The organism is Arthrobacter crystallopoietes BAB-32 (genome assembly GCF_000328305.2).
Lineage (GTDB): Bacteria > Actinomycetota > Actinomycetes > Actinomycetales > Micrococcaceae > Crystallibacter > Crystallibacter crystallopoietes_A.
The window spans coordinates 1-17,721 of record NZ_ANPE02000178.1; the positions used below are offsets into that span (position 1 = coordinate 1).

Sequence of the window (17,721 nt, forward strand, 5' to 3'; positions counted from 1 at the left end):
TGTGAATTACAGTGCGGCGATCAGGAGAAGGGGTTGTACGTCGAGAAGCCGTAGCCGATCTGCTTGGATGCGGCGACGCGGTCAGCGGGGAGTTCGTAGTAGCGGACGGTGCCGTTGCGGAACTTCACGATCATGCCGTTGGCACTGCCGGTGCCGAAGCCGGTTGCATCGGTGAAGGTGGCGGCGGTGGACCAGCCGGAGCTGCCGACTGTTTTCCGGGCTTCGCTGACGAGTGCGCCCTTGCCGTTGGTGCGATAGAGCTTCAGGACGCCGGTGGTTTTGTGGGCTCCGAGGAGGTCCTTGCGGCCGTCCTGGTCGAAGTCGGTGATGGCGATGGTGTAGTTGCCCCAGCCGGTGTTGAATTTGTTGCCGGCGGCGTGGAAGGCGGCGCCCTTGAGGTTCTGGTAGAGCGAGAGGTTGCCGGAGGCGTCCTTGACGATCAGGCCGGGGAAGGGGTTGTTGCTGCAGAGCCGGTCGGCGATGACCGTGGAGGTCGTGGCGATGCTGCCGGCGCTGAACCAGGGGGAGAACCCGCCGGTGGCCCTGCCTTTGTAGACGCGGATTTTGCCGTCGCTCCAGTGGGCGACGATGTCCAGGTAGCCGTCGTTGTTCCAGTCGGCGACCGAGGTGGAGCGGGCGTGCTGCCACCCGCTGCTGCCGATCAGGACGCGCTTGCCGAGGGTGCGGTTGTCCTTCTCCGGGTAGCGCCAGAGTTTGCCGGCGGAGTCGGCGGCGATGTAGTCCGCGGGACTCTTGATGCTTGCCTGGGAGAGGTCCCTGGCGGCCGCGGGGCTGCCGGCGACGGAGGTGCACTGGGAGAGCGACTGTACCGCAGGCTCCGGTGTGGCGTAATAGGCGTTCGGCGAGGTGTAGACGCCCGTGGTGCGGTCCGGGTTGTAGTCGAAGAAGTTCGCGGTGCCGTACATTTCGAAGCGGCCGCCGGCTTCGTCGGAGAAGGCGATGCCGACGCCGACGACCGTATAGTCCGGGTCGGACATGATGTCGTTGTGGTCCTTGGACTTGATCCACTGGTCGACCAGGCCCTGGCCGACGCGGTCCGAGCGGGCGGCAATGATTTCGCCGGCGGTGCTCCAGCCGCTGACACGGGCGTCCTTGGCGTAGTACGGGTTGTGCTCGAAGACGCCGGTGTTGGCCATTCTCGTGGACCAGTCCTGGGCGACCTTGGCGGCATTGACGTAGAACTTCACCGGCTTGAGGCCCTTGGACCTGCGGAAGTTGTTGATGCCGTCGAAAACCTGCTGGACCTGCAGGCGGTTGCTGTCATTGAGGACGTTGCTGGCCGCCGCGGCAGGCTGGACCGGGGCGGCGTTTGCGGGCGCGGCCAGGGCTGCGGAACCGGCCAGCAGGCCCAGGGCGACGGCGCCCGCGCAGGCGTGGCGGGCGAATCGTGCGGTGCTTCCGGTGCGCAGGACACGGCGGATGAAAGTCATGGATGTGTTCCCCCGAACAGTGGCTCATTGGGTGATCGGCGAGCCAAGAGACCTGTTCAAGGGTAATGCATTAACCGCTCGGTGAGAAGGGAAATCCCCTGCTGGAAACGGGCCTGCCGCGTCGTTCCTCCGAGGCGCCTCGCAGATCAGGCGCGGGTCAAAGAGCCGGTGGTTTGTCCTCGCGCGGGCTGGCGATGCGTTCGATCGGATCCTCCGGGACCGGGCCGGTAAAGGAACCGCCAGCCGCGTCCTCGTCGGGGTCATAGGCATCATCCAACGGCGCTTCGTCAAGGTCCGGATGCGGATCGTCCAGCAGGTCGGGATCCTCATTCGCCGCGCCCATGGGCTCGGCTTCCGGGAATTCCGAAAGGTCCCTGTCCTGGGTCTCCTGTTTCCGGGCGCCGTGGCCGTGGAGCAGTTCGTCCGCGGCGTGCTTGATCTTGTCTCCGAGTCCCATGAGGTTTCTCCTTAGCCCGGTCGGCTGTCCGCGGGGGATATGAGTACCCGCGGCTGATTTCACCCTAACCCCGGGGCAGCGCCGGTAGAAGAGCAGGGGCGGAGTTAGCCTTCCACGCTATGGATGGCGAATGCAGTGACGAAGCCGACGGCGGCGGTCAGGCCGGTGAGCAGGTGGTGTTCCTCGAAGGCCTCGGGGATCATCGTGTCGGCAAGCATGGCCAGGATGGCGCCGGCGGCCAGAGCGGTGATGAAGGCGACGAGTTCGGCGGGGGCCTGCTCCAGCGCAACGAAGCCGAGCAGGGAGGCGATGCCGCAGAGCACCGCAATGCTGCCCCAGACGGTGAACACATAGCCGGCGCTGCGTCCGGCCCGCTTCATGCCGGCAGCGCTGGAGAGCCCTTCGGGGACGTTGGAGATGAACACCGCGGCGAGCATGGTAGGGCTGATGGCGCCGGCGCTCACCAGACCGAGGCCGAGCACGAGGGATTCCGGGATGCCGTCGAGCAGGGCGCCGACGGCAATCGCGGTGCCGCTTCCCGGCTCTTCCCGCTCGCTGGGCTGTTGGTTGCCGGAGCGTTTGCGGTGCCGGGCGCCCCTGCGGGCCAGCACGAAGTTGGCGGCGACGAAGAGGCCGGAGCCGGCGAGGAAACCGCCCACCGTGGCGGGCACGCCGCCCCTGGTGGCCGCTTCGTCCACCAGCTCGAAGGCCAAGGCCGAGATGAGCACGCCGGAGCCGAAGGCCATGATCGTGGAGACGGTCTTGGGGCGGATGCGCCACCGCCAGGAGATCGCCGAGCCCAGGACAAGGGCCGCGCCCGCGATGGTGCCCCAGAGCAGCGCCTGCAGCCACAGCGGCATCGCCGACCTCCTTTCCGTTCCAGCCGAGCGGCAGCCGGTTCAGGGCCAGCTTACTGACGACGGCGGTGCAAGCGGCGGGGGTTGGGGAGGTGGCCTAACGCTTGACTTCAGCGCCAGGCAGCTGCGCGGGACAGATCGGCGGCGCCGATGAGGCCGGCCTTCGGACCGAGGGCGGCCAGTTCGATTGGGGCAGCGGGGCGGAAACCGCGGCCGGTCAGGTTCCGGTTGAAGGCGCTGCGGGCGGGGTCGAGCAGCAACCGGCCGGCTTCGGACAATCCGCCGCCGATTACGAACATGCCCGGATCCAGCGCGGCGGCCAGATTGGCCAGGCCGAGGCCGAGCCACTCGCCAACGTCCTCCAGCAGGCTGATGCTGGCGGTGTCGCCCTGCCGGGCCAAGGCGGTCACCACCGCGCCGGTGATCTGCTCGGTTTGACCGCCGACCGCCCGCAGCCACTCCTGGGCCACCGGTGAATTGGCCCGGGCCAGCTCGCGCGCTTCCCGGCCGAGGGCGTTCCCGGAGGCGTACTGCTCCCAGCAGCCGCGGTTGCCGCATTCGCAGCGGTGGCCCTGCGGCACGATGACCTGGTGGCCGAACTCGCCGGCCACGCCCCAGTTGCCGCGCTCGAGCCGGCCGTCGATCATGATGGCCCCGCCGATCCCGGTGCCCAAGGTGATGCACACCAGCCGGTCCTGCCCAACGCCCGCGCCGAAGCGGAATTCCCCCCAAGCCGCCGCGTCGGCGTCGTTGGCCAGGGTGACGCGGCGGTGCAGCAGCTTCTCCAGGTTGGTGCGCACCGGCTCGTTGCGCCAGGCCAGATGCGGGCTGAAGAGCACCGTGCTGCCGCTGCGGTCCATCCAGCCTGCGGCCCCGATGCCAACGGACAGCACGCGGTGCTCGGCGGACAGCGCCTGCACGAGGGAGACGATCACGCGCTCGACCTCGCGGGGATCGTGCCCGGGCGTGTCCCGGATTTCCTCCGCGAGGATCACGCCCTCCGAATTGACCACGCCGGCAGCGACTTTAGTGCCCCCAATATCGATCCCGATGGCCAGCCCGCGGCGGGCCAGCCGGCTGGGCAGCCGCATCCCGGGATGCAGGAGGCCGCTTCTGGTATCGCGGAACGCGAGCGGCCTGGCACCAAATGGGCGCAATCCTGCCCGATCATAGTTTGTCATCGGTTCCATAGTAGAGCCGCGCGCGAAGGGAGCCCTTCAAAGCTTGTAAATATGTCAGCACAAAGGTTTGACAGGACAAACCCCTTGAGGCAAAGTATGAGTGTGTCTCGGCTCACATCACGCCGAGGAGGCGGTCGAGAAGCTCGCCCCGAACAGAAAGGCCGACGATCTCAAGTGGCTCACGACTTACTTACCATGGGACGGATCAGCGTCGACATCTATCCGAATGACATCGGGGTCCGGCTGGCCGATGTTACGACATTCGGCAAATACCTGGGCGGATCGCCGTCGAACGTTGCCGTTGCGGCCGCCCGGCATGGCCGTCGGTGCGCCGTCATCACCCGGACAGGCGAAGACCCGTTCGGCGAGTACCTGCACCGGGAATTGCGGAAGTTCGGCGTCGACGACCGCTTCGTGACGGGCGTGCCGGGACTCCAGACCCCTGCGACCTTTTGCGCCATCCTCCCGCCGGATGACTTCCCCCTCTACTTCTACGGCCGTTTCCCCACCGCGCCCGACCTGCAGATTGCCGCGGACGAATTGGACCGAGCAGCCATCCGGGAAGCCGGGATTTTCTGGTCCACGGTGACCGGACTGAGCCAGGAGCCCAGCCGCTCGGCCCACGTGGCCGCGCATGAAGCCCGGCCGCGGAACGAGTTGCTGCCCGGCCAGTTCACCATCCTGGACCTTGACTACCGTCCGATGTTCTGGGCTTCCGAGGAAGAAGCCCGCGAACAGGTGGCCGCCATCCTGCCGCACGTTACCGTCGCCATCGGCAACGACAAGGAATGCTCGGTGGCCGTCGGCGAGGGCACTCCGGATGAGCAGGCGGACCGTCTGCTGGATGCCGGTGTGGAAATCGCAGTGGTCAAGCTCGGTCCCGACGGCGTCATGGCCAAGACCCGGACGGAGCGTGTGGTGTCGGCTCCGGTTCCGGTCGAGACCTTGAACGGGCTGGGGGCCGGTGACGCCTTCGGCGGCGCCTTCTGCCACGGGCTGCTGGCCGGCTGGCCGCTCTCGGCGATCCTCGATTATGCCAATGCCTCCGGCGCCCTGGTGGCGTCGCGGGTGTCGTGTGCGGACGCGATGCCAACACCGGCGGAAGTCAATGCGCTCCTGGCCGAACGCGGGCGGTCTCTGCCCGGAACTGTGGAGGCTGTCCGATGAGCCGGTTCGACGACAACCCCCGCCGCTACGAGTATCTCTCCCGGATCCGGCTTGAGGACCCGGACGCGGTGGCGCGGGCAGCAGCGGGCCGCCGGCCCCACCCCGGACTGAAGCTGGGCGAACAGAACTTCATCGTCGCCGCCGACCACCCCGCCCGCGGGGCGCTCGCCGTAGGCGGCAACAAGATGGCGATGGCGGACCGTCGGGACCTGCTGGACCGCATGCAGGTGGCGCTGGCCAATCCGGCCGTGGACGGCGTGCTCGCCAGCCCGGACATCATGGACGACCTGCTCCTGCTTGGCGCCCTGGACGGCAAGCTGATCTTCGGCTCAATGAACCGCGGCGGACTGGCCGGCTTCGTCAACGAAATGGACGACCGCTTCACCGGACATACCGCAGAAGCCCTTCAGGCGCTGGGCGCCAACGGCGGCAAGATGCTCATGCGCATCTGCCTTGGTGATCCGGCCACCGTCGCCACCCTGGAATCGACGGCCAAGGCGATTGACAGTCTGGCCGAGCGTCGGCTGGTCGCGATGGTTGAGCCCTTCATCTCGGTCTGGGACAACGGGCGGATCCGCAACGACTTGAGCGCCGATGCCGTGATCAAGTCCGTTGCCATCGCCTCCGGCCTGGGCTCCACGAGCGCGTACACCTGGATGAAGCTGCCAGTGGTCGAAGACATGGAACGCGTCATGGCCGCCACCACCATGCCCACGGTGCTCCTGGGCGGCGACCCCTCCGGCTCGCCCGAAGAGGTATTCGCCAGCTGGGGTGCCGCGCTGAAACTGCCCGGCGTCCAGGGACTCACGGTAGGCCGGGCTTTGCTGTACCCGAAGGAGGGGACAGTCGAGGAGGCCGTCGCCGCCGCCGCTTCGCTGTTGAACGCACACACCGGACAGGAGATCGCCAGCTGATGTCTACCCGCAGAATGACCGTGGCCCAGGCAGTCGTAGAGTTCCTAGGCAGGCAGTACGCCGTTGACAGCGTCGGGGGAGAGGACTACCGCGAACGGCTGATCCCGGGCATGTTTGGCATCTTCGGCCACGGTAACGTTGCCGGCGTAGGCCAGGCGCTGAAGCAGTGGCAGGTCAAAGACCCCACGCTGATGCCGTACTACCAGGGCCGGAATGAGCAGGCGCAGGCGCACCAGGCGGTGGGCTATGCCCGGCACAACCGCCGGCGGGCCACCTTTGCCATCTCGACGTCGATCGGTCCGGGGTCTTCCAACCTCCTGACCGGAGCGGCACTGTCGACCGCCAACCGCCTCCCGGTTCTGCTGCTGCCGTCCGACACCTTCGCGACCCGGGCCGCCGATCCCGTGCTGCAGCAGCTCGAGCGGCCCGAAGCCTACGACATTACGGTCAACGACGCGTTCCGCCCGCTGTCCAAGTACTTCGACCGGGTGTCCCGCCCGGAGCAGCTGTTCTCCGCCCTGCACCACGGGCTTCGCGTACTGACCGACCCGGCGGAGACCGGTGCCGTGACCATCTCGCTGCCGCAGGACGTGCAGGCCGAGGTCTTCGACGTCCCGGAGGAGTTCCTCGCCGAGCGGGACTGGCGGATCCGCCGCCCCGAACCTGAGGAGCAGGACACCCGCCGCGCGGTGGAGATGATCCGCGCCGCCAAGCGTCCGTTGATTGTCGCCGGAGGCGGCGTCCTGTACGCCTTCGCCAACGAGCAGCTGGCCGAACTCGCCGAACTGACCGGCATTCCCGTGGCCTACACCCAGGCCGGCGTGGGCGTCCTGCCGTGGGACGCGCCGTACTGCCTCGGGGCCATCGGGTCCACGGGTACGACGGCGGCGAACGCACTTGCGCGGGAAGCGGACCTGGTCATCGGGGTCGGGACGCGCTACGAGGACTTCACGACGGCGTCCCGCACGGCGTTCCAGAATCCGGACGTCAAGTTCGTCAACATCAACGTGGCACCGATCGACGCCTACAAACACGGCACCAGCCTGCCGGTCGTCGCCGACGCCCGCAAAGCGCTGGTGAAGCTGACCGCGGCACTGTCCGGCTACCGGGTCGGTGCCGACCTGGAGCAACTGGCCGCGGCCGAGAAGGAACGCTGGAACCGGACCGTCGACGAGGCCTTCGACACCCGGCACACACCATTGCCCAGCCAGAACGAGATCATCGGTGCCGTGAACCGCGCAATGGACGCCCGCGACGTCGTCATTTGCGCGGCCGGTTCGCTGCCCGGTGACCTGCATAAGATGTGGCGCGTGCGCGACCCCTTCGGCTACCACGTCGAGTACGCCTACTCCTGCATGGGCTACGAGATTCCCGGCGGCTTGGGCGTCAAGCGAGCAGCGGTTGACGAGGCGGACCGCGCAGCTGAAGGTACCGCGGAAGCGCAGCCGCGCGACGTCGTCGTTATGGTGGGGGACGGTTCCTATCTGATGATGCACACCGAATTGGTCACCGCCGTGGCCGAGGGGATCAAGCTCATCACCGTGCTGATCCAGAACCACGGCTACGCCTCCATCGGTGCGCTGTCGGAGGCGCTGGGCTCGCAGCGTTTCGGTACCAAGTACCGGACCCTGGACCGCAAACACCATACGTTCGACGACGGCGAGAAACTGCCGATCGACCTGGCCACCAACGCCGAATCGCTCGGCGTGCGGGTGATCCGCGTTGAACCAGGGGAGAACGTGATTGCCGACTTGGAAGCCGCCGTGGCCAAGGCTAAGGCCGAGCCCGAAGGCAGCGGCCCGGTGCTCATCCACGTCGAGTCCGACCCCCTGATCGACGCACCGGATTCCGAGTCCTGGTGGGACGTGCCCGTGTCCGGCGCTTCCGAACTCGAATCCACCCAGGGCGCCTACCGTACCTACTCGGAGCACAAGTCCCGGCAGAAGCCGCTGCTCGGCTAAGACCTGCAACATCTTAAGGAGCACAAGAATGACCACGACCATCACCCACTTCATCAACGGGGCGGACACCATTGGTGCCGGGGACCGCACCCAGACGGTCTACAACCCGGCCACCGGCGAGGCGACCGGCGAGCTGCGGCTGGCCAACCGCGCGGACATCGACGACGTTGTCGCCGCGGCCAAGGCCGCCTCCGAGTCCTGGGCCGAGACATCCCTGAGCAAGCGCGTGGCCGTGCTTTTCAAGTTCCGCGAACTGCTGGCGGAGAATGTCCAGGAACTGGCGAAGATTGTCACCAGCGAGCACGGCAAGGTGGTCTCCGACGCGGCCGGCGAGGTTGGCCGCGGCCTCGAGGTCGTGGAGTATGCCTGCGGCGCCGCGCAGTCGCTGAAGGGCGAATACTCGGACCAGGTCTCCGGCGGGATTGACGTCTTCTCCTTCCGCCAGCCGCTCGGCGTTGTCGCCGGTATCACCCCTTTCAACTTCCCGGTCATGGTGCCGCTGTGGATGGCCCCGGTAGCTATCGTGACGGGTAACGCCTTCATCCTGAAGCCTTCCGAGCGCGACCCCTCCGCGAGCTTGTTCCTGGCGCGGCTGTGGAAGGAAGCTGGCCTGCCGGACGGAGTCTTCAACGTGCTGCAGGGCGACAAGGAAGCCGTGGACGGCCTGCTGACCCACCCTGACGTCGACGGCATCTCCTTCGTCGGATCCACTCCGATCGCCAGGTACGTCTACGAGACCGGCACGCAGCACGGCAAGCGCGTGCAGGCGCTGGGCGGGGCGAAGAACCACGCCGTGGTGATGCCCGACGCCGACATGGACCTTGCCGCCGACCACATCAATGCCGCTGCGTTCGGCTCCGCCGGCCAGCGCTGCATGGCAATCTCGGTCGCCGTGGCCGTAGGCGATGCGGCCGAGGGCCTGGTCGCCAAGCTCAAGGAGCGCGCGGAGGCGGTCAAAGTCGCCAACGGCATGGAGCCCGATGCGGACATGGGCCCGGTCATCACGCCGCAGTCCAAGGCCCGCCTGCAGAAGATCGTCGGAGAGGCACAGGACGCCGGCGCTGCGCTGATCGTGGACGGACGCGACCTGGTGGTCAAGGACCACGAGAACGGCTTCTTCGTCGGACCGACCGTGATCGACCACGTCCGCCGCGAGATGACTGCGTACCAGGAGGAGATCTTCGGTCCGGTCCTCGCCGTGGTCCGCGTGGCGAACATCGAAGAGGCGCTGGACGTCATCAACTCCAACCCGTACGGCAACGGCACCGCGATCTTCACCTCGTCCGGCGCCTACGCCCGCGCCTTCACTCGAGGCGTCAAGGTCGGCATGGTCGGCGTGAACATTCCGCTGCCGGTGCCGGTGGCCTGGCACTCCTTCGGCGGCTGGAAGGACTCGCTGTTCGGGGACCACCACATCTACGGCCCGGACGGCATCCGTTTCTACACCCGCGGCAAGGTTGTCACCCAGCGCTGGCCCGAGCCGAAGCAGGCCTCCGGCGCATCCTTTGCTTTCCCGTCCAACTGACTCTTCCGGCCAAACCAAGCGTGCAGAAAGGACTACGAATGTCCGAGGTTGAGAACAAGCTGATCATCGGGACCGCGCCGGACTCCTGGGGAGTCTGGTTCGCCGATGACCCGAAGCAGACCCCGTGGGAGCGGTTCCTCGACGAAGCAGCCGAATCCGGTTACAAGTGGATCGAGCTGGGCCCCTACGGCTACCTGCCCACCGACCCGTCCAGGCTGGCCGACGAACTCGCCCAGCGGGACCTGAGGGTCTCCGCCGGCACGGTCTTCACGGCCTTCCACCGGGGCGTCGACCAGTGGGACGTCGCGTGGGAGCCCGCCCGCAAGGTCGCTGAGCTAACCGCGGCCATGGGCGGCAAGCACATCGTGGTCATCCCGGCGATGTGGCGCGACGACGTCACCGGCGAAGCGGTGGAGAACGGCGAGCTCACCGCCGAGCAGTGGGACGACCTCTTCTACGGGCACAACAAGCTGGGCAAGGTGCTGGCGGAGGAGTACGGACTCCAGCAGCAGTTCCACTCGCATGCGGACTCGCATGTCTGCGTGCAGCCGGATATCGAGCGGTTCCTGCAGGACACCGATCCGAACCTGGTCACGCTGTGCCTGGACACCGGCCATGCCGAGTACGGCGGAGCCAGCAGCGTTGGCCTGATCGAAAAATATCCGGAGCGGATTGGCTACCTGCACCTGAAGCAGATCGATCCGGAGGTCCTCAAGATCGTGCGCGAGCAGAACATGACGTGGGCTGCTGCGAACCAGGCCGGCGTCATGACCGAGCCGCCCAACGGATTGCCGGACCTGTCCAAGGTGATTGACGCCGTCGAAAAGCTGGACAAGCCCATCTTCGGCATTGTCGAACAGGACATGTACCCGGTGGCGGATTTCGGCGTGCCGATGCCCATCGCCCAGCGCACCTGCAAGTACCTCCTCTCGTGCGGCTCCCGCACCCGCGTCCAGTAAAGGAACCACCATGACCGAAAACCTGCGCGTGGCCGTTATCGGAGCCGGCCGCATGGGCATTGACCACATCCAGCGCCTCCACCGCCGCATCCACGGCGCTAAAGTTGCCGCCGTCGTCGACATCGACCAGGACCGTGCGCGCGCCGCCGTCGCGGACGTTCCCGGGGCCATCGCACTGACCGACGGCCAGGCGGCGCTGGACCACCCGGACGTGAACGCCGTACTGATCGCCACCCCGGGATTCCTGCACGAGGAGATCCTGCACGCGGCACTGGAGAAGGACATCCCGATTCTGTGCGAGAAGCCGCTGACCCCGGACGCCGACTCGGCCTGGCGCGTCGTCCAAGCTGAGGAGAAGCTGGGGCGCCAGCGGATCCAGGTCGGCTTCATGCGCCGGTACGATGCCGAGTACGCGCAGCTGGGCGAGCTGATCCGCAGCGGCGAGCTGGGGGAGCTCCTGGTCCTGCACCACCAGCACCGCAATCCGAACACGCCGCCGGGCTTCACCAACGAAATGCTGATCAACGACTCGGTGGTCCACGAGTTCGACGCCGTGCGGTTCTTCACGGGCGAGGAGATCACGTCCGTGCAGGTACGGCTGGGCAAGCCGACGCGCAATGCTCCGGCCGGCCAGCATGATCCGCAGCATGTGCTGCTGGAAACGTCGTCCGGTGTGCTGGCCGACGTCGAGATCTATGTCAACGCCCAGTACGGCTACGAGGTTGCCACCCAGGCCTCCTTCGAGCAGGGCGTGGTCAGTATCGGCAACGACTCCGGACCTTACGTCCGCACCCAGGGCCGCTGGGGCGGGAAGGTTACTCCCGGCTTTGTGGAGCGGTTCGCCGCCGCCTACGACGTCGAGATCCAGGCGTGGGTGGACGCCGCCCTGGAGGGGCGCATCGGCGGACCCAGCGCCTGGGACGGCTACGCGACGGCCGCCTGTTGCGAGGCCGGAGTGGAAGCCCAGAAGACCGGCGCCAAGGTCCCGGTCCGGCTGAACGAAAAGCCCGCGCTGTACAGCTAACGCCAACCCGAGGAGCGCCAGCGATGAAGATCGCGCTTGATCCCACCCCGTTCCACCACACCCATTCGCTGCTGGAGTTCCCGCGGCTGGCCGCGGAGCTTGGTTACAATTACCTGCAGCTCACCCCGCACCGGGACTTCCTGCCGTTCTTTACCCACCCGAAGGCCGACGATGCCCTGGTCGCCGACTTGAAGAAGGCCTGCGCCGAGGCGGAGGTCGAGATCGCCTCGGTGCTACCGGTGCTGCGCTGGTCGTCACCGGACGAAACCCTTCGCGAAGCGTCGGCCCGGTACTGGAAGCGGACGGTGCAGATCGCCGTCGACCTTGGCGTGACGCAGCTGAACACCGAATTCAGCGGACGTCCGGAGCAGCCCGAGGAGTCGGAGGCCGCGTTCTACCGCTCCATGGAGGAACTCGTTCCGCTCTTCGAGCGCGAGGGAGTGCACGTGGCCATTGACCCGCACCCGGACGATTTCGTCGAGGAGGGCCTGGCCGCGTGGCGGGTCATCCGCGGCGTGAACTCGCCCAACCTCGGCTTCGTGTACGTCGCGGCCCATACCTTCCACATGAAGGACAGCCCGACGGACATTATGGAGGCGGTGGGCGACCGGCTGCGGGTGGTCCACGTCGCGGACACGATGGACCATCACGCCTCCCACGGCCTGCGCTACATCACCAATCCGCCGGGCAATCCGGTGCGTGTGCACCAGCACCTGAAGATCGGCGACGGCGACGTGGACTGGCAGGAGTTCTTTGGCGGCTTGGCGGAGAACGGCTTCCTGGACCGGCCGGAAACCGTCATGGTCTCCAGCGTCTTCGCCGAGAACGAGAACGCCCAGGAGGTCTCCCGGTACCAGCTGCGCACCATGAAGGAGTTCATCGGCGGCTTCCAGTAAGTCCGCAAGCAAGCAAACCCGCAAAACATGGCGGCCCGGCACAGCATGAAGCGGTGCCGGGCCATCGTGTTGCTGCCCTGCCGCGGTCAGTCGTACGCGCCGGGAACGTTCTGATCCCAGTCGATGACCGAGCCGGTGACGACGCCGGAGCGCTCCGAGAGCAGGAACACCACGAAGTCCCCGATCTCCTCAACCTGGCCGAGCTTGCCCATCGGCTGGGAGGCGCTGGCCTTTTCCAGCCAGTCGTCGCCGGCGCCATGGAAGCGGCGTTGGACAGCGTCCTCGCCCTCGGTCGACGTCCAGCCGATGTTCACGCCGTTGATCCGGATCCGGTCCCAGCGGTGCGCGTGAGCCGCGTTCCTGGTCAGGCCTGCAAGTCCCGCCTTGGTGGCCACATACGGGGCCAGGTACGGCTGGCCGCCGTGCGAACTCATGGTGATGATGTTGGCGATGTTGCCGGCGGCGCCGCGTTCCCGCAGATGCCGGATGGCCTGCTGCATCAGGAAGAACGGCGCCTTCAGGTTCAGCGCCACGTGGGCGTCGAAGAGCTCCTCCGTAGTGTCCAGCATCGTCCCGCGGGTCGTCAGGCCCGCGGCATTGACCAGCGCATCGACCCTCCCCAAGCGTTCGACGGCGGACTCCACGACGGTGCCGACCTGGACCATGTCGGTCAGGTCAGCTTTGATGAACGTGGCCTGCGTCCCGGATGCTTCGAGCCGTTGCACCGTCTCCATCCCGTTGTCCGCGTTTCGGCCAACGACGGCGACCGCTTCGGCTTCCTGCGCGGCCGCGGCCAGCGCAATACCCGCCCCGAGCCCCTGGGTTCCGCCGCTGATCAGCAGGACCTTGCCCCGCATCAAGCCATCAAATCCCACTACTGCTTACCTCCCGATTCGGTTGCTCACGTGCGGTTTCCCCGCCTGCGTGGATAAGTGCGCTGCCGACCGCTATGGTCCTGCCGGTGTCTGCCGACTCCACCGCTGCCTCGGCCAGTTCCAATGCCGCCACACCGTCGTCGATCCCCGGACTGGCCCAGGCACCGTCCCGGACGCGCTGCAGGAAGTGGTCCAGCTCCGCGCGGTAGGCGGCAGCATAGCGTTCCAGGAAGAACGGCTCGTAGGCGTCCGCCTGCGCGGTGCCCGCGGACGTGTAGCTGCGCACCGTCGTCGGCCTGGAGTTGCCGGCACTGAGCATCCCCTCCGCGCCGAACGCCTCCAGCCGCTGGTCGTAGCCGTACGCGCTGTGCCGGGAGTTCGTGATGGTCACTTGCTCGCCGTCCGCGGCGGTGAGGACAACGACGGCGGAATCATAGTCGCCGGCCGCCTGGATGTAGTCGCTGAACAGGTTGGAGCCGCGGGCCGTGACCTGCACGATGTCTGGCAGGAAGAACCGCGCCATGTCGAAATCGTGGATGGTCATGTCGCGGAAGATGCCGCCTGACGAGCGGATGTACGCCTCGGGGGCCGGCGCCGGATCCCGGCTGATGATAGTGAGCTGCTCCAGCCGCCCGATTTCTCCGGCGGCCACGCGCTGCCGGATGGACGCGAAGGAGGGATCGAACCGGCGGTTGAAGCCGACCATGACCGGGCGCGACGCGCCGGCGACGGCGGTCCGGCAGGTGCGTGCGCGGGCGAGGTCCAGATCCACGGGCTTCTCGCACAGCACCGCCAGATCGCGCTGCACTGCCGCCAGGATCAGGTCCACGTGGGTGGGCGTCGGCGAGCAGATGACCACGCCGTCCAGCCTGCCGTCCTCCAGCACCCTTTCGGCGGAGTCGGTGGCGGCGGCTCCGTACCGGGCCTCGAGCCGCCGGGCTTCTTCGACAAAGGGGTCTGCGATCCAGGCGAAGTCAACCCCGGGGTGCGCTGCCAGGTTGGCGGCGTGGACCGCGCCGATCCGGCCGGACCCGATGAGGCCCAGCCGGAGCGGGCGGCCGGAGCCGCTGGCGTCTGATGCCACGTCAGCCCACCTGGGCCTGGCGGCGCTGCTGCTGGACATCCAGTTCCGTTTCGAAGGCCGCGGGGTCCATGTCTGCTGCCAACGCCCGCAGCACCAATTGGGCCTGGCTTTCCGGTGCTATGCCACCAATCGGCTGGTCTTGGTCGAGGTTGGTCGGGAACGCGTAGCCCTCGGCGGAGGCGGCTACGACGTTGCGGACGGAGCGCTCCGAGGCTCCCGCAGCCCGGCGTTCCTGCAGCACTGGATACAGCGCCTTGCACATGCTGGTGCGGTCGACGGTTTCCATCGCCCGCCCAAACGCGGAAGAGACCTGGAGGAGGTTGGCCATCCGGCGGATGCCGGCGCTGCGGTTGTGGCCTGCGCCGTGGAACAGCGCAGGGTTGAAGAAGGCGGCGTCGCCCTTCTCCAGCGGCAGCTGGACGTAGTTCTCCTCGAAGTACCGGGTGAACTCGGGCCGGTGGAATGCAACGTAGCCGGCCGGATACTTGTGCGAGTGGGGCAGGTACAGGGTGGGGCCGGATTCGACTGGCATGTCGCAGTGCGCAACCGCCCCCTGCAGAGTCAGGGCGGGGGAGAGCAGATGGACGTGCGCCGGGTAGGACTCGGCTTCTTCCAGGCCCATGAACCCGAGATGGTAGTCGCGGTGGGCCGTTTGGGAGGCGCCACCGGGATTGACCACGTTGACCTGGGACGTGACCTGGTAGTTGGGGCCGAGCCAGGCTTCGCTGATGAGGGCCAGGATGTCATTGCCGTAGTAGTCCGCGAAGACTCGGGGTTCCGCAACGGCGAGCTTGTCCAGCGCGCCCCACACCCGATCGTTGGCGCCGGGCTTCGCGAAATGGTCGCCCGCTGCCGTCCCGGCCGCCTTCTGGGCGTCGATCAACCGGTTGAAGGCGGCGGTGGCGCGATCCACGACGGTGGTGTCGGCGAAGGCGCCCTTGAAGACCACGATGCCGGGCCCCTCCGTGAGCGCACGGACGAGTTCGGCCTGGATGGCGCGGCGTCCGGCTGGCCCGTCCGCCCGCTCCTGCAGGCCGGGTCCGTAGATGAGGACGTTTTGTTCCACCTTGTCCGCGAAGGGGTAATCCACTTGCCGGGTTTCGGCGGACACCGTCTGCACGAAGTCCTGCAGTTGGCAATCCTCGGAGTGGAACCATTGGGCGCCGGCGTTCAAACCTACGGTGCCGTTCTGGGCGGTGATGGACATAGCAGCTCCTTCGCTGGATGAGGCTGATCGGAAATTCCGTCAGCGGATGCGGGCGGTGAAGAGTCAGGAGATGGATCGTCTGCCGGTGAGCTGTCGGCGCAGCTGCACTGAGACCAGTCTTGTGCCTGCGCCAACCTCGGACAAGGGGTAAAGTACCTCAGGAATCCATCAGGAACACCTCATCGCAGGGCACTACCCCGCGGCGAAGGAGGCGGCGTGGCACACCAGTTCACCGTTCGCGAAATTGCACAGCAGGCAGGCGTCAGCGATGCCACCGTGGATCGGGTCCTGCACGGCCGCCCGGGGGTCCGCCCGTCGACGGCAGGCCAGGTGCGGCGCGCGATGCAGGAACTCGAGGCGCAACGGCACCAGCTGGAGTTGACCGGGCGCCGCTTCCTCATCGATGTGGTGACCGACGCGCCCGCCCGGTTCAACAACGCCGTGCGGGCGGCGCTGGAGCACGAGCTCCCGCTGCTGCGCCCGGCGGTCTTCCGGGCCCGTTTCCACCAGCACGAGCGCTGGACCGCGGGTGAGTGCGTCGTTGAACTGGACCGGATTGCGTCCCTCGGCAGCCACGGAGTAATCCTCAAGGCGCCCGACGCACCGGAGATGGCCGCCGCCGTCGACCGTTTATTGGCTCGCGGGGTACCGGTGGTGACGCTGGCGACGGATGTTCCGGTCAGCCGCCGGCTCGCCTATGTGGGGATCGACAACCGTTCCGCGGGGGCGACGGCGGCGTACCTCATCTCGCAGTGGCTGGGTAGCCGGCCGGGAGGCGTTGCAGTGACGGTGAGCAACGACTCGTTCCGCGGCGAGGAGGAGCGCGAAATGGGCTTCCGCGCCGCGATGCGAAGGCTGGATCCGGACCGGCCGGTGAGCTACCTGGGCGGATCGGACGGCCTCGACGACAGTGCGCGGACGATCATGGCGGCCGCGCTGGCCGCAGATCCCGCGCTGGCCGGCGTGTATTCCATCGGCGGCGGCAATCGGGGACTGCTGGCCGCCTTCGAGGAGGCGGGCCGGGAGCCAGCCGTGTTCGTCGGGCATGACCTGAATCCGGACAACGTCGCCCTGCTGCGTGCCGGCCGGATCAATGCGCTGTTGCACCATGACCTCCACCAGGACCTTAACCGCTGCTGCCGGATCCTGATGTGCCATCACGGCGCGCTGCCGGAGGTGCCGGCCACCGAGGAGTCGAAGATCGACGTCGTTACCCCGCACAACATTCCGGCCGGGCTGTAGCAGCTCTGCCGGATCAGTCCGTGAAGGGCAGCCGCGGGTCCACCTGCTGGCCTTCCCACGTACGGCGGATCCAGCCGTGGTGCGGGTCGTCGCTGATCAGCCATTCCCGCACGCGGCCCGGGCCGGCCATCACGTTCAGGTAGTAGAGGTCGTAGCCGGGGGCAGCCATCGCGGGTCCGTGCCAGCCGTAGGGAACCAGGACCACGTCGCCAGTGCGGACCTCGGCGTTGACATCGATGGGCCGTTCGTCGGAGGCATAGACCCTTGCGTACCCGATCGGGTCCGCCTCATGGGGAGCAGGCGAGTCCTTGGCTAGGCGGGTTTCGAAGTAGTAGATCTCCTCGAGGCTGCTCTCGCCTTCCCTCTCCTCATCATGCTTGTGCGGGGGATAGGAGGACCAGTTGCCAGCGGGTGTGATGACCTCGCAGACGATGAAGCGGTCCGCCTCGAGCGCGGCCGGAGTGCCGAAATTGTGCACTTGCCGGGAGCAGATGCCCGAGCCGCGCAGTTCCACCGGGGTCTCCTCGGCCGGGATGAGCCGGACCGGATAGCTCGCTTTGGCCGGCGCCAAGGCCACGGCGACGCGGCCGCCGTCCCGCGAGGAGATCGAGAGGGCGGTCTCGATTCCGGAGTACAGCACGTCTGAGGGGCCGGCGAAGACGTTGGCGCGCCCGCGGAGCGGGTAGTCCGTGCCGTCTACCGACACTGTGAAGGCACCCTCTAGGGGAACAACGATCCGCTCCTCTGCCTCGGCGGCCAGTTTGATGGCCTCGCCGGGTGCCAGTTCGGCGACTTTGAGCCCGGTGTGGGCCCAACCCGCGACCTGGGTGGCACTGTCGGCGGCTCCTAGCGATACTTGCCACGCGCCGTCGTTGGCGGAACCGAGCGGATAGACCCAGGTGGGTGTTTCGGGCATGGAAT

The 17,721-nt window shown here is 67.3% G+C and carries 16 protein-coding genes; 8 read left to right on the forward strand and 8 right to left on the reverse strand.

Annotated elements, in window-relative coordinates:
• Positions 1-20: 20 nt before the first annotated feature.
• The 4 genes from D477_RS14395 to D477_RS14410 all read right to left on the reverse strand — a co-directional run bounded on the left by D477_RS14395 (position 21) and on the right by D477_RS14410 (position 3,856).
• Positions 21-1,451 (reverse strand): CAP domain-containing protein, encoded by a 1,431-nt coding sequence (locus D477_RS14395; protein WP_005270635.1) that lies wholly within the window; start codon positions 1,449-1,451, stop codon positions 21-23.
• 157 nt (positions 1,452-1,608) lie between these two features.
• Positions 1,609-1,908 carry a hypothetical protein gene (locus D477_RS14400; RefSeq protein WP_005270637.1) on the reverse strand — a complete coding sequence of 100 codons (300 nt, stop codon included), beginning with the start codon at positions 1,906-1,908 and terminating at the stop codon, positions 1,609-1,611.
• A 104-nt stretch (positions 1,909-2,012) separates the two neighbouring features.
• On the reverse strand, positions 2,013-2,768 hold the full coding sequence (locus D477_RS14405) for a ZIP family metal transporter (RefSeq protein WP_005270639.1): 756 nt from the start codon (positions 2,766-2,768) through the stop codon (positions 2,013-2,015).
• Positions 2,769-2,875: 107 nt separating this feature from the next.
• The gene (locus D477_RS14410; RefSeq protein ID WP_005270640.1) at positions 2,876-3,856 is read right to left on the reverse strand and encodes an ROK family glucokinase; all 981 of its coding nucleotides are present in this window, start codon (positions 3,854-3,856) and stop codon (positions 2,876-2,878) included.
• A 264-nt stretch (positions 3,857-4,120) separates the two neighbouring features.
• On the opposite strand from D477_RS14410, the gene iolC reads away from it, so the two are divergent.
• The 7 genes from iolC to D477_RS14445 are packed head-to-tail and all read left to right on the forward strand — an operon-like array spanning position 4,121 to position 12,392.
• On the forward strand, positions 4,121-5,113 hold the full coding sequence (gene iolC, locus D477_RS14415) for a 5-dehydro-2-deoxygluconokinase (RefSeq protein ID WP_043847118.1): 993 nt from the start codon (positions 4,121-4,123) through the stop codon (positions 5,111-5,113).
• Positions 5,110-6,027, forward strand: a complete 918-nt coding sequence (locus tag D477_RS14420; RefSeq protein ID WP_005270644.1) for a Cgl0159 family (beta/alpha)8-fold protein — start codon at positions 5,110-5,112, stop codon at positions 6,025-6,027. Before iolC ends, D477_RS14420 begins: the two co-directional genes overlap by 4 nt.
• Before the next feature lie 14 nt (positions 6,028-6,041).
• Entirely contained in the window at positions 6,042-7,988 is a 1,947-nt protein-coding gene (gene iolD / locus D477_RS14425) for a 3D-(3,5/4)-trihydroxycyclohexane-1,2-dione acylhydrolase (decyclizing) (protein WP_043847120.1), read from the forward strand.
• A 28-nt stretch (positions 7,989-8,016) separates the two neighbouring features.
• Positions 8,017-9,513 carry a CoA-acylating methylmalonate-semialdehyde dehydrogenase gene (locus tag D477_RS14430; protein ID WP_005270649.1) on the forward strand — a complete coding sequence of 499 codons (1,497 nt, stop codon included), beginning with the start codon at positions 8,017-8,019 and terminating at the stop codon, positions 9,511-9,513.
• A 38-nt stretch (positions 9,514-9,551) separates the two neighbouring features.
• Positions 9,552-10,472: a sugar phosphate isomerase/epimerase family protein gene (locus tag D477_RS14435; RefSeq protein WP_005270652.1), complete on the forward strand. Its 921-nt coding sequence runs from the start codon at positions 9,552-9,554 to the stop codon at positions 10,470-10,472.
• A gap of 10 nt (positions 10,473-10,482) precedes the next feature.
• Complete coding sequence (locus tag D477_RS14440; protein WP_005270654.1) at positions 10,483-11,496, forward strand: Gfo/Idh/MocA family protein; 1,014 nt, start codon at positions 10,483-10,485, stop codon at positions 11,494-11,496.
• 23 nt (positions 11,497-11,519) lie between these two features.
• On the forward strand, positions 11,520-12,392 hold the full coding sequence (locus D477_RS14445; protein ID WP_005270657.1) for a sugar phosphate isomerase/epimerase family protein: 873 nt from the start codon (positions 11,520-11,522) through the stop codon (positions 12,390-12,392).
• Between the two features lie 86 nt (positions 12,393-12,478).
• Here the strand turns inward: D477_RS14445 and D477_RS14450 are convergent, their stop codons facing one another.
• Genes D477_RS14450 through D477_RS14460 form a run of 3 tightly spaced genes read right to left on the reverse strand, consistent with a single transcriptional unit; the run spans position 12,479 to position 15,558 of the window.
• Positions 12,479-13,249 carry an SDR family oxidoreductase gene (locus tag D477_RS14450; RefSeq protein WP_005270672.1) on the reverse strand — a complete coding sequence of 257 codons (771 nt, stop codon included), beginning with the start codon at positions 13,247-13,249 and terminating at the stop codon, positions 12,479-12,481.
• 7 nt (positions 13,250-13,256) lie between these two features.
• Complete coding sequence (gene iolG, locus D477_RS14455; RefSeq protein ID WP_005270673.1) at positions 13,257-14,390, reverse strand: inositol 2-dehydrogenase; 1,134 nt, start codon at positions 14,388-14,390, stop codon at positions 13,257-13,259.
• Positions 14,353-15,558, reverse strand: coding sequence for a phytanoyl-CoA dioxygenase family protein (locus tag D477_RS14460; protein ID WP_005270674.1), 1,206 nt, complete (start codon positions 15,556-15,558; stop codon positions 14,353-14,355). Before D477_RS14460 ends, iolG begins: the two co-directional genes overlap by 38 nt.
• Before the next feature lie 216 nt (positions 15,559-15,774).
• Here D477_RS14460 and D477_RS14465 point away from each other — a divergent pair, with 216 nt between their 5' ends.
• A complete protein-coding gene (locus D477_RS14465) occupies positions 15,775-16,800 on the forward strand; it encodes a LacI family DNA-binding transcriptional regulator (protein ID WP_005270676.1) in 1,026 nt (341 codons plus the stop codon).
• Positions 16,801-16,813: 13 nt separating this feature from the next.
• On the opposite strand, the gene iolB is transcribed toward D477_RS14465, so the two are convergent.
• The gene (gene iolB, locus D477_RS14470) at positions 16,814-17,716 is read right to left on the reverse strand and encodes a 5-deoxy-glucuronate isomerase (protein WP_005270678.1); all 903 of its coding nucleotides are present in this window, start codon (positions 17,714-17,716) and stop codon (positions 16,814-16,816) included.
• Positions 17,717-17,721: the final 5 nt, after the last annotated feature.

Coding starts and splice junctions, on each gene's coding strand:
- D477_RS14460 (WP_005270674.1), bottom strand. CDS start 15,558: ATGTCCATCACCGCCCAGAACGGCACCGTAGGTTTGAACGCCGGCGCC.
- D477_RS14435 (WP_005270652.1), top strand. CDS start 9,552: ATGTCCGAGGTTGAGAACAAGCTGATCATCGGGACCGCGCCGGACTCC.
- D477_RS14395 (WP_005270635.1), bottom strand. CDS start 1,451: ATGACTTTCATCCGCCGTGTCCTGCGCACCGGAAGCACCGCACGATTC.
- D477_RS14440 (WP_005270654.1), top strand. CDS start 10,483: ATGACCGAAAACCTGCGCGTGGCCGTTATCGGAGCCGGCCGCATGGGC.
- D477_RS14410 (WP_005270640.1), bottom strand. CDS start 3,856: ATGCGGCTGCCCAGCCGGCTGGCCCGCCGCGGGCTGGCCATCGGGATC.
- D477_RS14445 (WP_005270657.1), top strand. CDS start 11,520: ATGAAGATCGCGCTTGATCCCACCCCGTTCCACCACACCCATTCGCTG.
- D477_RS14400 (WP_005270637.1), bottom strand. CDS start 1,908: ATGGGACTCGGAGACAAGATCAAGCACGCCGCGGACGAACTGCTCCAC.
- D477_RS14405 (WP_005270639.1), bottom strand. CDS start 2,768: ATGCCGCTGTGGCTGCAGGCGCTGCTCTGGGGCACCATCGCGGGCGCG.
- iolB (WP_005270678.1), bottom strand. CDS start 17,716: ATGCCCGAAACACCCACCTGGGTCTATCCGCTCGGTTCCGCCAACGAC.
- iolG (WP_005270673.1), bottom strand. CDS start 14,390: ATGTCCAGCAGCAGCGCCGCCAGGCCCAGGTGGGCTGACGTGGCATCA.
- iolD (WP_043847120.1), top strand. CDS start 6,042: ATGACCGTGGCCCAGGCAGTCGTAGAGTTCCTAGGCAGGCAGTACGCC.
- D477_RS14450 (WP_005270672.1), bottom strand. CDS start 13,249: ATGCGGGGCAAGGTCCTGCTGATCAGCGGCGGAACCCAGGGGCTCGGG.
- D477_RS14420 (WP_005270644.1), top strand. CDS start 5,110: ATGAGCCGGTTCGACGACAACCCCCGCCGCTACGAGTATCTCTCCCGG.
- D477_RS14430 (WP_005270649.1), top strand. CDS start 8,017: ATGACCACGACCATCACCCACTTCATCAACGGGGCGGACACCATTGGT.